Source organism: Spirosoma sp. KCTC 42546, from assembly GCF_006965485.1.
Lineage (GTDB): Bacteria > Bacteroidota > Bacteroidia > Cytophagales > Spirosomataceae > Spirosoma.
In genome coordinates this window covers 3391931-3407352 of sequence record NZ_CP041360.1, presented here as the reverse complement: position 1 = coordinate 3407352, position 15422 = coordinate 3391931, and the positions used below count along the sequence as shown (strand labels likewise).

General features: G+C 47.8%; 13 protein-coding genes. 10 read left to right on the top strand and 3 right to left on the bottom strand.

All coding sequences use genetic code 11. The features are described 5' to 3' along the window. Positions 1-7 precede the first annotated feature (7 nt). The 5 genes from EXU85_RS13895 (at position 8) to EXU85_RS13875 (ending at position 7585) form a co-directional block, all read left to right on the top strand. Positions 8-1168 (top strand): acyltransferase, encoded by a 1161-nt coding sequence (locus EXU85_RS13895; protein ID WP_142772658.1) that lies wholly within the window; start codon positions 8-10, stop codon positions 1166-1168. Positions 1169-1368: 200 nt separating this feature from the next. Next, entirely contained in the window at positions 1369-2130 is a 762-nt protein-coding gene (locus tag EXU85_RS13890) for a glycosyltransferase family 2 protein (protein WP_142772657.1), read from the top strand. Between the two features lie 117 nt (positions 2131-2247). Then, complete coding sequence (locus tag EXU85_RS13885) at positions 2248-3639, top strand: NAD(P)/FAD-dependent oxidoreductase (protein WP_142772656.1); 1392 nt, start codon at positions 2248-2250, stop codon at positions 3637-3639. A 109-nt stretch (positions 3640-3748) separates the two neighbouring features. After that, entirely contained in the window at positions 3749-6466 is a 2718-nt protein-coding gene (locus EXU85_RS13880) for a hypothetical protein (protein WP_142772655.1), read from the top strand. 117 nt (positions 6467-6583) lie between these two features. After that, positions 6584-7585 carry a hypothetical protein gene (locus EXU85_RS13875; RefSeq protein WP_142772654.1) on the top strand — a complete coding sequence of 334 codons (1002 nt, stop codon included), beginning with the start codon at positions 6584-6586 and terminating at the stop codon, positions 7583-7585. A gap of 54 nt (positions 7586-7639) precedes the next feature. Here the strand turns inward: EXU85_RS13875 and EXU85_RS13870 are convergent, their stop codons facing one another. Both EXU85_RS13870 and EXU85_RS13865 read right to left on the bottom strand, forming a co-directional pair. Next, on the bottom strand, positions 7640-7876 hold the full coding sequence (locus EXU85_RS13870) for a hypothetical protein (RefSeq protein ID WP_142772653.1): 237 nt from the start codon (positions 7874-7876) through the stop codon (positions 7640-7642). A gap of 180 nt (positions 7877-8056) precedes the next feature. Continuing rightward, positions 8057-9154, bottom strand: coding sequence for a Gfo/Idh/MocA family protein (locus tag EXU85_RS13865; RefSeq protein ID WP_142772652.1), 1098 nt, complete (start codon positions 9152-9154; stop codon positions 8057-8059). Between the two features lie 130 nt (positions 9155-9284). On the opposite strand from EXU85_RS13865, the gene EXU85_RS13860 reads away from it, so the two are divergent. From EXU85_RS13860 to EXU85_RS13840, 5 genes are all read left to right on the top strand, one after another. Further along, entirely contained in the window at positions 9285-10154 is an 870-nt protein-coding gene (locus EXU85_RS13860; RefSeq protein ID WP_142772651.1) for a carbon-nitrogen hydrolase, read from the top strand. Between the two features lie 82 nt (positions 10155-10236). Then, a complete protein-coding gene (locus EXU85_RS13855; RefSeq protein WP_142772650.1) occupies positions 10237-11847 on the top strand; it encodes a hypothetical protein in 1611 nt (536 codons plus the stop codon). A 96-nt stretch (positions 11848-11943) separates the two neighbouring features. Continuing rightward, complete coding sequence (locus EXU85_RS13850; RefSeq protein ID WP_142772649.1) at positions 11944-12885, top strand: ROK family protein; 942 nt, start codon at positions 11944-11946, stop codon at positions 12883-12885. 79 nt (positions 12886-12964) lie between these two features. After that, entirely contained in the window at positions 12965-13534 is a 570-nt protein-coding gene (locus EXU85_RS13845; protein ID WP_142772648.1) for an SIS domain-containing protein, read from the top strand. 26 nt (positions 13535-13560) lie between these two features. Continuing rightward, entirely contained in the window at positions 13561-14589 is a 1029-nt protein-coding gene (locus tag EXU85_RS13840; RefSeq protein ID WP_142772647.1) for a glycerophosphodiester phosphodiesterase family protein, read from the top strand. Between the two features lie 64 nt (positions 14590-14653). Here EXU85_RS13840 and EXU85_RS13835 read toward each other — a convergent pair whose 3' ends face one another. Next, positions 14654-15346, bottom strand: coding sequence for a molybdopterin-dependent oxidoreductase (locus EXU85_RS13835; protein ID WP_142772646.1), 693 nt, complete (start codon positions 15344-15346; stop codon positions 14654-14656). Between the last annotated feature and the right edge of the window lie 76 nt (positions 15347-15422).

Genomic DNA, 15422 nt, shown 5'->3' with positions numbered 1-15422 from the left:
GTAAATTATGCAAACAAACACCCCAATAAGTACACCCACACGCCCAACGCTGACCCACCTTATCCAATTAGACGGGGTTCGGTTTATTGCGGTTGCCCTAGTGTTATTTGACCACTGGACAATGGAGCGTATCGAATTACCAGTGGGTGCGTTAGGAGCCTTAGGCGTTACAATATTCTTTGTACTAAGTGGTTTCCTGATTACCCGCATTCTGCTTTCCAGCAAAGACAAACTCAGCAACCAACCCAATGGCGGCCTGTCGAAATACCTGAAAACATTTTACATCCGCCGAACCATCCGAATCTTCCCGGTCTATTACCTAACTTTATTTATACTGGCACTAGTCAACGAACCACCGGTTCGGCAAAAATTTGGCTGGCTGGCACTGTACGCCACAAACATTTATATTGCGTTTTACCATACCTGGATGGGCACCGTCGATCACCTCTGGTCGCTGGCTGTCGAAGAGCAGGTCTATCTTTTTCTGCCTTTATTATTATTTATTATCCCACGTCGGTACGTGCCCGTAACCGCACTCTGCATGATTGTTGGTAGCGTTGGTCTGCGTTATGTATTATACCGCGCTCATCTACCCTGGTTTATTGGGTACGTATCAACGCCTACTTGCTTAGATTCATTTGGGTTAGGGGCGCTTATGGCCTACGGCTGGCTCTATCAGCGAGAACGGTTCGTTCGATTCTTCACACCAACTAGCTGGGTTTGGTTAAGCTTAATAGGTTTTATAGCAGTAGGCGTATTAAATAACTGGATTTCAATTGATTCGCCCAGGGGTTACCATAATATCATGTCTGATGTATGGGAACGGTTGGCAGCTTCATTATTTGGTTTTTTCCTGATTGGCCGGGCTATCCTGGGATTTGGTGGACTAATGCAATGGGTACTCGAAAACCCTGTCAGCCAATATTTGGGTCGTATCAGCTACGGCTTATATCTCTATCACAACTTCGTCTTCAATGTATATCATACCAAACCGACGCATTTTACCGTACGATCCTGGAACTGGCTTACCAACCAGCTTCCGTTTTTGAACAGCTCGTATTTTTTTCAATTTTCGTTTTTTTTCTTCCTGACTCTCTTAATCGCTGTGGTCTCCTGGCACCTCATTGAAAAACCAATTAATGCACTGAAAGATAAATTTTCGTATTAATTCGTAGAGTCAAGGGGCATCCGGGAATGCTAACCGCTTGCTAATGTCATGTGCCATCGAGACCGTTAGCCGTTAACAATTTCCTATATTTGCAGTATTGATAAGAATACCTAATCCCGTTGGCACTAGTAGTTGGTCCAACTTATTTCAAACCTGTTGGCGAGCGCTGGGCGCCTAGCCAACCTCCTAAAGTACACTGAATGAGCCTCCTGCTGTCAATTGTAATGCCGGCTTACAATGAAGAAGAAGTGATCGAAACTGTTGTAAAACAGTGGACCGATTTGTTGACCCGTCAGTTTCCAACTGAAAACACCCGCCTGATCGTCGTTAATGACGGCTCGCGCGATAAAACGGGTGCTATCCTGGACCAAATTAAAGATCGTTACCCAAAACTGATGGTGGTCCATCAGGTTAATGGTGGTCATGGAAATGCGGTTGTCAATGGATATCGACAGGCAGTTGCACTGGATTCAGAATACGTTTTCCAAACCGATAGCGATGACCAGTTCATTACTGACGACTTTGGTAAATTATGGGCTAAGCGTAACGAATCTCCGTTTATTCTGGGCTATCGTGAAGAACGGTACGATGCCCTGGCCCGCTTGATCATTACCCGGATTCTTCGGTGGAGCATTGCGTTCATCTATGGAACGTATATCATGGACAGCAATATTCCCTTCCGGCTAATTCGAGGTACATTTTTGAAAAAGCTTTTGGCTCAGTTGCCTGATCCTACCCCATTTGCTCCCAATATTTTCCTGGCCGTAATGTCGAAAAAAGCAGGCTTCAATACCTTCGATATTCCAATAACCCACAAAGAACGCTTAACGGGTACCGTGTCTATTTTAAAGTGGAAACTCCTCAAGGTTTGTATTCAGAGTTTCAAAGAACTCGCTCAATTCCGCTTCGAATTAGGCAGTAAAGTCAAAGCCCTCAAGAAACCAGAACCTGTAACAGCGTAGATTGGTGTAGGATATAGCGTGTATGGTGTATGATGTCAACTAATTAAACATATAGGTTGGATCATCTATTATACACTATACATCTTACATCCTATATCATACATCTGATTCCAACTTATGAAGTATAAGTATGTAATTATTGGCTCTGGCCCAACAGGTCTGGGAGCCGCTTATCGTCTGAAAGAGTTAGGTATTACCGACTTTATTGTTTTAGAGAAAGAAAATCGCATTGGAGGTCTGTCTAAAAGTTTTGTGGACGAAAAAGGATTCACCTGGGACGTTGGTGGTCATGTTCAATTTTCGCACTATAAATACTTCGACGACCTGATGTTAAAAGCATTGGGCGAAGATGGATGGCTTAGTCACCAACGTGAATCGTGGGTCTGGATCGAAAATCGCTTTGTACCCTATCCGTTTCAGAACAATATAAAGTACCTGACCCCTGAAACGATGTGGAAGTGCCTGGAAGGCATTATCCACAATTATAAATTCCCAACCAACCAGAAGCCCGCAAACTTTCGGGAGTGGATTCTGGCTACGTTCGGGCCAGGGCTAGCCGAAACGTTCATGTTCCCATACAACTTCAAAGTGTGGGCCTATCCCCCCGAAGATATGAATGCTGTTTGGGTGGGAGAACGAGTGGCCGTCACGGATTTACAGCGGGTTACCAAGAATATCATTTTCGATCAGGACGATTTTTCCTGGGGGCCCAATAGCACCTTTAAATTTCCGAAGCAGGGCGGTACAGGTGGTATCTGGGAAGCCGTTGGTGACCTCGTTGGCCGCGAGTATGTAAAGCTGAATGCTACCGTCGAAAAGGTAATCGGGTCAGAGAAAAAAATCGTGCTGGCCGATGGTGAAGAAATTCAGTACGAGAATTTGTTGAGCACCATGCCCCTCGATTTGTTCACGCAACGGGTGGAAGGCCTCTCCTCCGAAACCGTACAGACGGCGCAAGGGCTCAAGCATTCATCAACCAACGTGGTGGGAATCGGGCTGAAAGGCAAACCAAAAGAGAGCCTGAAAACCATGTGCTGGATGTATTTTCCAGAATACAACAGCCCCTACTATCGCGTAACGGTGTTCTCGAACTATAGCCCTAACAACGTACCAGATATCACGCAGAACTGGTCGTTAATGACCGAAACGAGCGAGTCATCGGCCAAACCTGTTAACCGGGAAACGCTGATTGATGACACGATTCGTGCCCTGATCGAAGATAAGCTGATTGAATCGGCCGACGATGTGATCTCAACGTTCCACATGGCATTCGATTACGGTTATCCAACCCCCTCGGTAGAGCGGGATGGCATTCTGAAAGCCGTTCTGCCTCAGTTGGAGCCGTTTGGCATCTACTCAAGAGGTCGTTTTGGTGCCTGGAAATACGAGGTCAGTAATCAGGACCACTCGCTCATGCAGGGTGTTGAATGGGCAAACCGAGTAGCGGCCAATGTACCCGAAGTAACCATGCCTTTCCCCGAAACAGCTAACGCAATGTGGGGAAAGTAAACTAGTGGAGTACGTGCAGTAGGTGGAGTACGTTAATTGAGTGTCGTTTATTTACTGCACTTAGTTACCTTATTCCACCTACTGCACGTACTGCACGTATCAACTATCTATGAAACGAAATCTCTGGATTGGAGTTGGTGTACTGCTTCTGCTAGCGGCTTGCTGGTGGGGATACCGACAATTCTTTCCAGTGACTCGCTCCGTTGGCTCACTTGTTCCGCCGGGCGCGTTGATGGTACTGGCCAGCGACCGTCTGCAGGATACCATTTCAGCCCGGTCATTGCGAACCGAGATGTCATTGCGGCAGATTCCGGTCTTTGATGAAGCCCGCCAACGTCTCGACCGATTTCTGTATGCAACCGCTGATTCGGCTACGGTACTACGGTTTGTTTCGGGCCGAACGATTCGCTACTCCCTCCATTCGGTTTCAAAAACTACGCTTGATTTTATTTTTTATATTCCGCTAACCGACAAAGATCAGGCCTTTCTGAACCGGGTAACAAACCCTGATCCTCGTCAGTACCGGGTATTGAATCACACATTTTCAGGCGAAAAAATTCTGGACTTTGTTTCCCGGATGAATGAACCAATAGGCTCATTTATCCTGACAGATGGTTTTTTGGTGGGTAGCGTGTCCGGTATCCTGATCGAGAACGTTGCCAAGCGAATGCACCAATCGCTCAAACTGACGCACTCAGAGCCTGATTTTCGGGTCGATGCCGATCACCTGGCTGTTGTGTCGGTTCGACCGGAAGTACTCCAGTCGTTGTTTAGTAATGTGGGGTCACTAGTGCGTTTATTCTTACCCGAAGAATTAAACCTGCAATTCCGGCAATCGGCCTCCCGGTCGCACCTGATTGGCTATGCCGTTGACAAAATTGGCGGTCGGCGCGATGTAGCAGCGCTATTCGCCAATCAAACACCCCAACGGATTCAGCATGCTAATCTAATTCCGCAAACAACTGCTACTCTTTATCATATCAGTATTAGCGATGCACCCCGTTTTGGTCGTTCGTTGAGCAAACTACTCGGGTCAGCTTCCAGTGATTTTTTGCGGGATCGATTCAGTCAAATTGAACCAGATACCAAGGTACTTTACCAGTCACTGGGCAGCGATCTTTTATTGAGCCGCATGGAATCACCAACCGGTTCACTCCGGCAAATACTGATTCTGACAGCCCAAAATGGCAAGCAGCTTGCCAACGCCTACCAACAGATAGCCTATCGGGCAGGTGCCAGAACACCTACTCCTCCTAAAGATTATCTGGGCCATAAACTATTGCAGTTGAACGTACCCGAGTTACCTGCCTCCTTATTCAGTAGCTTATTTTCCGGTTTTTCGCAAAGCTGGATAACGCAGCATGGCTCCTCATTGATTGTGGCTAATAGTGAAGAGACCATGCAGGATTATCTGCAACAGTTACAACGGGGAGCGGTCTGGACAGCGGACGTACGCCAGGCAGAATTGCTCACGACAACCCTTCGCCCCGCCAATTTTACAGCTTTTATTCGACTGAACCGGGCTCAGACAACTGTCCCAACAACCTGGCCGCTGGCCTGGCAAAACCTGCTCGATCAGGTTGATCCAGTTTCTGGTAGCACAGCATTGTCTAATCTGGAAAATATGGCCTACCAGGCCAGCTACGGCAACGAAAACGTTCAGTCGACCGTAATTCTGGGACGCACAACCCGTCGGGCTAGTCGGGCGGTGCTCAATAAATTACTGTTGCACAAGAAAACGGAGTTCAACGCCCCCTTGATTGCAGCCCCCATTGTGACGGGAAATCTCAGCGACAGTTCGGCTCAGTTTTATGCTCAGAATAACGCGGGGCAATTTGTGCTGGTAACGCCCGAAGGCGATAAACTCGTACAGAATAACACCGATGGGCCGATTCGTAGCAACGCCTTAGGTGTCGACTTCCTGAATAATGGCCGCTTGCAATATTTGTTCATGACTGACCGGACACTCTATGTGGCTGATCCCGTACGCATCAGTAAACAAGTAGCGCTTCAGGCTATCCCGCTACCACATGGTATCGACCCATCGTATCTGGCACGCCCTCGAGGTAGTCAGCAACGAAATCTGGTTGCCTTAGCCGCTCATGAAGATGGACACATTTATGCTCTCGACCGTCAGCGTCGGGCCTTTGTACGTATCATGACGGCTCCGAATAAGGGCGTGCTCCAACTACCGTTTCAGGTTATAGCCACGCCAGCTGGTATGAACATTCTGGGTATGCAGGCCAATGGCACACTGAATTACTGGCGTGAAAATGGAAGCGAGTTTCCCCACTTCCCAGCTCGAATTGAACGGACAAACGAAGAGGAGCCCGAAATTAAGTTCGTTGGACCAGCACTACTACCAGCGGGGCAATCGTTGATTCAAACGATTGCCGATGAAGGTCAACTACTTACGATAAATACTAACGGACTGATTGCCAAACGAACGCAGCTCTATCGCCCAGTTCGGAATGGCTCGTTCCGGCTTTTCCCGGATGAAGATCAAACGAATTGGTTGCTGCTACGTACGACAGATACTGAAATAACCATTCTTGATCAGCGCGGACAACGGTTATTCGATGTTCGGGCGTTGCAATCGGGGCGAAACAACGTTCGGTATCATCGGCTTGGTGCCGGTATCGATCTGATTAGTGTTAAGTCGGGTGGATTCACGACTTTGTATGACCTGAATGGTCGTATTATTGGAGAACGTCCTATTCCAAGTGATTTTCCGGTGGCTCTGCAATTCGACGAGCGCACCAATGAATTATATATTCTGAGTGGCGCGCAGCAAGCCGTTCTGTTATTTAGTATTCGACTAAGATGAGGTGGTATAATGAGTAAAGTCAGTTAAGTAGGTGGAGTCAGTAAATGGTCATGACCAAGCTGCTCCACTCATTTCACTAACTCCACCAACTCCACTCATTTCACAAAAGTTAACCAAATGCGTTTTCTTCGTTATACTGTTTTATTGCTTGCCCTTATACTATGGGGGGGGGGTCTTTCCAGTACTGTGTCACACTGGCTTTATGAAATTGGTGTAATCGCCGACGACTATCGGTATGGTGATCTATACCGGCTATCGGCTCTACCTCAATTTAAACAAGCCCACCCGACTTGTCCACCTGCTAAGTTGTCAAGTGACACAGCATCAACACATCTTTACCTCATTGGCGACAGTTTCACCGAGCCGCAACGACTCAACAAGGAAGACTTTCATGTTAGCCATTTTCAGCGGGTTGGGTGGGATAATAAGCAAGCGGTCCAGTTAGATACAACCAAGCGAAATATCCTACTGATTGAATCGGTAGAACGGCATTTCCGACAACACTTTTCCCATCCGGTAACTGATTTTGTTGTTGAAAACGATACCAGCCACACCTTAGTTAATCAGCCAACCCTGAGCAAACGTATTAGTGATGACTTCCATCGTACTGATGTAGAAGAACGGCTGGAGTCGACCTTATTTAGTCAGGATTGGGCCTTTTGGTTTAAAGAACTTAAAGCTGCTCTAACACTCAACTGGTTTGATCGAACCAATACAAAGGTGAGCCTATCGAACGATAAAAAGAATGTGTTCCTCCATCTGGATACGGATACAACCCTACAAGTTGTCTCGTCATTCTCCGGGCTGACCGATCAGGAAGTCAATGTGCTGGTCGACAGCGTGAATGCAGTAGCGAAGCAGTATCGGCAGTTAGGTTTCGATGAAGTTTACCTCTCTATCATTCCCAATAAAGCGACTATTCTGGAAACGAATCGTACGGACTATAATCACCTGATCGAGCGAATCCAGAATAATCCAAACTTAGTTGTCCCAACGATCAACGTCTACGACTTCTACAAGCGTGCTACGGCATCACCTTATCTGAAAAGCGATACCCACTGGAATTGCGAAGGCCGGGCCATATGGCTCAATCAGGTCCGCCAGAAATTGCGGATTTAAGCCTGGTTTGGGCTTATTAACCGAGCTAACCCCAGTCAAATTTTTGGATGGCTGTTAATCTACTGACAAATAGGGCAAATAGGGCTCTAATTTGCCCGTATCCCGAAATGCGGTAACCTGATGAAGCTTACTATTATAGGCATCGTAACAGAGTTCGACGTAGAAATCACGAAGATTATAAAGCAGGAAAATAGTATCGCCCTCGTAGCGGTTAGCTAGAATGTCGCCAGTAAAGTAAAGGGTGTCGAGTTGCTGTTGGGCGGGTAGGCTGGAGAAGTCGGCTGGTTGCATGGGCATTTGGGGTTGACAGGCGAAATAAGCAAAAAGCCGACGCCTTGCCAAACCCCTTCCCCAACTTTATATAATACAACTAAAACACTGCCAATCTACAACTAAAATAAAAGTAGTCTAAAAGTCTACAATACAGCCTGGTTCTGTAGCCCGGATAAGTTTACCGGACCACAAAATAAATTAGCCAATTTTCACTTCCCGCCCCGTTCGGGCAGCCTGGTAGATGGCCTCAACGATTTTGATATCACGAAGCCCTTCTTCGCCCGGTACCAACATTGGTTTTTTGTTCATGATCGCTTCGGCATCGTCATCCATTTGTTTCGTTTGCTGCCAGGGGACTTCGTATGGGTGTTCAATTTTCCCACCATTGCTCCATATGCCCTTCTGGCCATTGTAAGCCGAGTAAGGTTCCATCATCAATGTGCCTTTTGAGCCGGTAACGTTCAAAAAGTTCATATTCATCCCGTAGCTACTTTGTACAGCCGCCCGCGCTCCGCTGGGGAAAATGAGTTGGGCCATTGAGGTTTCATCCAGGCCGTTTTTATAGACGTCGGGACGGGCGGTATACTGCTGGGCCGTCACGGCAATGGGTTCCTCTCCTGTTGCCAGTCGGGCACCTTGCAGTACATACACTCCCATGTCGTACATGACGCCACCGCCCATTTCCTTTTTCTGTTTCCAGTGAGTCGTACGGGCATCATAATAACCTGCCGAACAACTGACCATCAGAATTTTACCAATTTTCCCGTCGCGTAATCCCTTCACATACTCCTGCGTATTCGGCTCATGGTGAAGTCGATACCCGATTGCCAGCGACACCTTATTTTTAGCGCAGGCGTCGATCATATTCTGGCATTCCTTTGCTGTAACCGCCATCGGTTTCTCGCACCAGACGTGCTTACCTGCTTTGGCCGCGCGTACTACGTATTCTTCGTGCATGGATGGGGGTAGCACTACGTAAACAACATCGATGTCGGGATTACTAGCGATCTGGTCGAAATTCTGATAGGTATAGATATTCTTATCAGGGATATTATACTGTTTCTTCCATTTCTCGGCCTTTTCGGGCGTACCCGTCACGATACCGGCCAGGTAGCAGTTCTTCGTTTTTTGCAGGGCAGGTGCCAGCAGATCGGTACTGTAATAACCCAGTCCCACAAGCGCTACCCCAAGTCGGTCTTTAGCGGGCCTGGTAGCTGCCCAAAGTGAATTAGGCGAAAGTGTTGTCGCAATGCCCGTAAGGGCAGTTGTATGCAGGAAGGTTCGACGGGTGGCCATTTAGTTAGCGTTTGAACTACAAACTTCAACCTTTAAACTGTAATCCCAAAAACTTTTCCGGCTGAACCCGCCCGATAACCTTTTTGTTGAAAATGGGGTCTGTTCATAGAGAACGTCCTACTTTTGCCCTATGTCTAAGAACGTCAATATCGGTTTAGTACAAATGAGTTGCTCGGCAGATGTCGAGGCTAATATTCAGAAAGCGATCAGCGGCATTCGCGAAGCAGCCCAGCAAGGCGCTCAGATTGTTTGTTTGCAGGAATTATTCACATCGCTTTATTTCTGTGATGTTGAAGATCATCACAATTTCAGTCTTGCTGAGGCTATACCCGGCCCAACGACCGACCGCCTGGGGAAGTTGGCAGGTGAGTTGGGAGTTGTCATTGTCGCTTCTTTATTCGAGAAACGAGCGATGGGGTTATATCATAATACTACGGCCGTTCTGGATGCTGATGGCTCCTATCTGGGTAAGTATCGAAAGATGCACATTCCTGATGATCCGGGTTACTACGAAAAGTTTTACTTCACCCCCGGCGACCTCGGTTATAAAGTTTTCGATACGAAGTTTGCCCGGATTGGGGTGCTGATCTGCTGGGATCAGTGGTATCCCGAAGCAGCCCGCATTACCGCCCTGATGGGTGCCGAATTGCTCGTTTACCCTACTGCTATTGGTTGGGATACCAATGAACCCGATCCAAAACAAAACGAAGAACAGTATAACGCCTGGCAAACCATTCAACGGAGTCACGCCATCGCCAATGGGGTTCATGTTGTTGCCGTTAACCGGGTCGGGCGCGAGGCCGACCAGAAATTCTGGGGTGGTTCGTTTATCGCTAATCCGTTTGGGTCTTTATTGTACCTGGCTCCGCACGATCAGGAACTGGTGCATGTGCAAACCATCGACTTAGCCCTATCGGAAAAATACAGAACGACCTGGCCCTACTTCCGCGACCGGCGTATCGACTCCTATCAGCCGATCACGAAACGCTATATTGACTAATTGATTTTCGAATTACGATTTCCTTCGTGCGTCAGTCAACAGGGTGCTCTTCTCGTAAATCAATACTTCCTTGAAATCCACTATGAAGTTACTCATTTTAGGCATAACGGCTGGTTTGGCGGGTGCTGGCTACTGGTCTTCGCGTACGACTTTGCCTGAACCGGTTGCCATAAAACTGCAGGGAACTGTTCCTCCGCAAACGTCGCTGGCAGCTACACCACGTGCCCGGTTCACGCCCAGCACCAGAAAAGGCTTTTACAGCCTCGACGTTGTGGATGATTTTACATTGCCTGCTACCAAAATCCTGACATTCTGCGGAGCTGGGCGTAACCTGCATGTGCAACAGGATCGAACGAAAATTTTCCGACGCGGCTTTTCGTCCGTGGATCAGAGCCGGATGGTTCCGAACATTGAAATCTGGAAGGATGGTTTACCGGGTAAAGGCTGGAAAAGCTCCCTCAAACAAAGCCAGCGAGCCTGGATAGTTTACCAGAATCACTTTCGGGACGCTTTTGGGCTTGCCTGGGCGCAGAATAGTGAGAAAGCCAGTGAGACTTTATATCGGGCTATTCCGAACCGTGCCGATGCGTCAGCCCGAGTTAATCGTAATACCCTGTTCCAGGCCTCTTCGGAGTTAAGAGGGGGGTGCCTGAGCTTTGGCGACTGCCCGGAAACAGACTGGAAAAGTACGTTTGGCCTGATTTATCTGGACATTGAAAATGATGGAGCCAGTGTAGCCAACCGTCAGGAACAGGCAAATTTGTATACGTACATGATCAAAACGATCAAGGAGAATTCCAGTGCGCAAACATTGGTTGGCTCCATTGCGCCCGTACTCCATAACAGCGTAGGCTATTCTCGGGCCGAAGACTATAAAGCCGCGCCCGAGTGGCTCTGGACTACCCCTGCCAAACATACAGCCACCAGTCGCCAACGGGGTATGCCCGATGACATTCTGGGTAAATCCTTTGGTGATTATGCCGATTTTCAGATGCCTGGTACGTACTATGTATATCCTGATTTCGACTATTCTACCAATCATACGGGCGATGGCGACCGGCACTGGTTAGCCGCGTTGCTAGGTGAACAGGAAGTCAACATGAAACTATCGCCAAAGAAACGTATTGCCTGGCAATGGCTGTTCAATACCCAGAGCGATCATCCGAACAGTGCCAAAGCAGAGCATGCTGCCCCCCCCGCCGTGGCCGAGGGTATGGGCATTTTTTACTGGTTTACGGGGGCCTACGGGGTGTTATTCTGGGACGATCAGATTGACCTAACTCCCGACCTACCCTCTCCTGCTGATCCAAACCAGAAAGGCCTTGGCAACGACCGGAACTACGCTTGCTATGAGCATTATGTTCACGGCCTATGGCGTTTATTTAAGCACCACGGCGACCTTTTCAATGGCAAAGAGACCTACCTAAACGAAGCGACGGAGTGTTCCTATGATGGTGGCCAAACCTGGTACAAATACAACGCGAATCAGATTAAAACCCACAACGTACCTTTCGTTAGGGCTATTGTCAATGGCGATCAGATTCTGGTAGCCGCTACAAAAGCCTACGCCCGATCAGGCCAAACGAACCAGGTCATGATGCGTTATGTGCAAAATGGCTACAGTTTTTACACGACTATTTCGCTTAAAGGCGACGAAATCTACCTGGGCCGGACTACGATGAAAAAGGGCTGATCAATAAGGTAGACGTTTGTTGTTTCAGATTTCAGGTAGTTCATAAATGCACCAGCGGCCCGATTGAAACCTGAAACAACAAACTATCTTTGCCGCATGAATCTTGGTATTGAAATTGGCGGAACGAAATTGCAATTGGTTACGGGTGATATAACCGGCCAGATTACGCAGCGATTTCGTTTTATGATTGACCCATCTCAGGGCGCAGACGGTATTCTTTCTCAAATTGCAACGACGATTCGGCAACTCCCGGAGCCCCCTCAATCAATTGGCGTTGGCTTTGGTGGACCGGTTAATTGGCAGACCGGGCAGATTGCTACGTCACACCAAATTGCGGGATGGGCAGGCTTTGAGTTGGCCAATTGGCTTCAGGAGCAAATACCAGGAGCTACCGTACGAATTGAGAATGATGCCAACGTTGCGGCTCTTGGAGAAGCTCGGCGAGGTGTTGCAACTGGCTTTAAACGGGTGTTTTACGTTACTCTGGGTAGTGGCGTTGGTGGTGGCATGATCGTAGATAACCAACTCTACCACGGGGCCTTACCTGGCGAAGCTGAAATTGGTCATCTTTGGCTTGTACCACCCGGCGATTCAACACCTGGGCAAACAGTTGAGCAAACAATATCCGGCTGGGCTGTTGATCAGCAGATTCGCGACTTACTCCCGCAACTGCCCGATGATTCGGCGCTGAAACTAGCCGTCCAGCAAGCTCATGCTAATGGGTCTGTTGGCAAAGAAGCTCGTTTTTTGCACCCTGCCTACGAAGCGAGTGATCCCGTTGCGCGCATGCTAATTGAGCAAATTGGCTCGGTAGCTGCCCTGGGACTCTCCCATGTGGTCCATCTATTCCACCCCGATGCCATCGTATTAGGCGGTGGAATTTCACTCATTGGAGAGCCTTTACGCGCAGCAATCCGGCAGGCTTTACCCCGCTTTGTCATGAAATCATTTCAGCCACCACCAATTGTCCTGCTAGCCAAACTCGGCGAAGATGCCGTACCAGTTGGGGCGTTAGAACTAGTGACCACTCCTATTTAATTTATACAATTTGCAATAGCCTTTAGGCCAACTTATAGCGTACTATCCTTGTACCCCAAATTACCTATTACCTAAGTCCATGAACCAAACTTATTTTAAAAATTACCTCGACCAGCAAAAAGCGGCCTACGAAGCCATCCCCATTGATCAGGTAGAACAGTTAATCAATCTTATCAAAAAATGTTGGGAAGATGATCGACAGTTATTCGCCTTTGGCAATGGGGGAAGTGCGTCTAATGTATCGCACTTTATTACCGACCTTGGCAAAAGTGCGTCCGACATCATGGGCAAGCGGTTCCGGTGCACGTCGCTCAACGAAAGTGTTTCGTGGATTACAGCGCTTGGGAATGATTACGCTTACGAAGATATTTTCCTCCGTCAGCTCCAGAACTATGCCCGCCCCGGCGATCTGGTATTGACACTCAGCGTGAGCGGAAATTCCCCCAATGTAGTCAAAGCGGTACAGTGGGCCAATGATAATGGATTAACTACCATTGCCCTTGTTGGTGCTAAACGTGGGCAATTAGCTGATCTCGCCCATGAGTCGATTGTTATTCAGGATGAGCATTATGGCCGAGTTGAAGATGCCCAGATGACCATTTGCCATATGCTGTGTTATGGATTTATTGAAGAAGGCAGAAACGGATAAATCATCTGTTCCCAGAACAACGTTTTATGAATAAGACGCTCCTTTTCGTTATCAATTTGATATTCGCAGCCTTCTCTGGAGCTGCCGTTAGTATGGCTCAATCAGCGTTGTCTCTTACGAATTATACGTACTCGCCAACGCAACTGGTTATTGGTACGATTCAGTCAAAAGAATCAGTGGCCCGATTTACATTGCGAGGCCCAAATGCGGCTCTTTTTAGTGTAAACAAGGATAATCAACTGGCCATAAAATCAGCAGCCACAAAATCCTCAACGCAATGGTATGATCTTATTATTGAAGGTCGGGGCGAAAAGGGTACGCAACGGGATACATTTCGGCTGGTAAACGATCAGTTCATTCGAAATCAGGTTATTGCCCACCGGGGTGCCTGGAAGCAAAGCGGAACCACCGAAAACTCTCTTACCTCTTTAAACAATGCAGTCAAACTGGGTTGTATGGGGAGCGAGTTCGATGTTCACATGTCGTCCGATTCCGTTTTATTTATTCATCATGACCCAACCATTGAGGGGATAGAGATTGAAAAAACACCAGCCAGTGAATTGGCTAAGCTCAAACTTAGTAACGGGGAGGCCTTACCCACACTGGATGCGTACTTGCGGGAAGGCATGAAACAGAATCGCACTCGTCTGATTCTGGAGATCAAAACCTCTAAGCTAGGCCGGTCGATGGCGTTAACGGAACGGGTCGTAGCCATGGTGCATCACTTAAAAGCGCAGGCCTGGGTGGAGTATATTGCCTTTGATTACGACGTCTGCAAGAAAGTTAAAGCCTTGGATCCGGTGGCGAAGGTGTCCTACCTCAATGGAGATAAATCACCGGCTCAATTGGAAGCAGATCGGTTAAACGGTTTTGATTACCATTTTTCTGTTCTGAAAAAGAACGAAGCCTGGCTACAGGATGCTAAACAACGGCATCTGACAACGAATGCCTGGACGGTGAATGATCAGCCAACCCTTCAGTGGTTTCTGGATCAACATGTGGATTACATTACAACTAATGAACCAGAGTTGCTCCTGAAGTTAGTAAGTAGGTAGTTATTGAGTTACTGGTTATACATAGCTTTTAGAATAACCAGTAACTCAATAACCTATAACCAAATCAGGAATATCGGTCATTCCGCCAGGGATAAGCTGTACTTGAATAGCCCCGCTCCTCCCAGAAGCCTAGCTGATTTTTATCAAGAAATTCAATTCGTTTAATCCACTTGGACCCCTTCCAGGCGTATAGTTGGGGCGTTATCATACGAAGTGGTCCACCGTGTTCTAGCGGTAACGGCTGACCATCGGCGGTATGGACCAATAACACATCAGGCTTGAGAGCCTCTTCAAGCGACACATTCGTTGAATAGCCATCATAGCCATAACACATAATGTGCGTTGCTGAACCTTTTGGATCAACCAAAGCAGCCAGGTCCATAAATCGAACGCCTACCCAGGGGATATTCAGCCGAGACCAGGTGGTAACACAATGAAAATCACTAGTATCCTCTACCTGCGGTAACCCCATCAAATCTTCCCACTTGAGTCGGACAGGGTGGTTTACAGCTCCATCAATATTGAGCTGCCATTTGTCGAGTGGAATATTCGGCTGGTAGCCTAAGTCCAGAACGGGCCATTTAGTCGTCACTGTCTGCCCGACCGGTACAGTTGGCATACCATGGCGATTTGCGGGACCAGACCCCCGCGGCTTTTCGTCGGTAAGAGAAGGCGTCTGAGCCATTTTGCCCTCAAACCGGCGTTTGAGTTTCATCCGGGCTTCAATAATTCGATCGGTTTTTTCGTTCGCATCCATACCTTTATAAGCCAAATCCGTCAAAAAAAGTTATTACGTTTATCCAACATTTTTATCAGTAGTAACCAACTGCCCG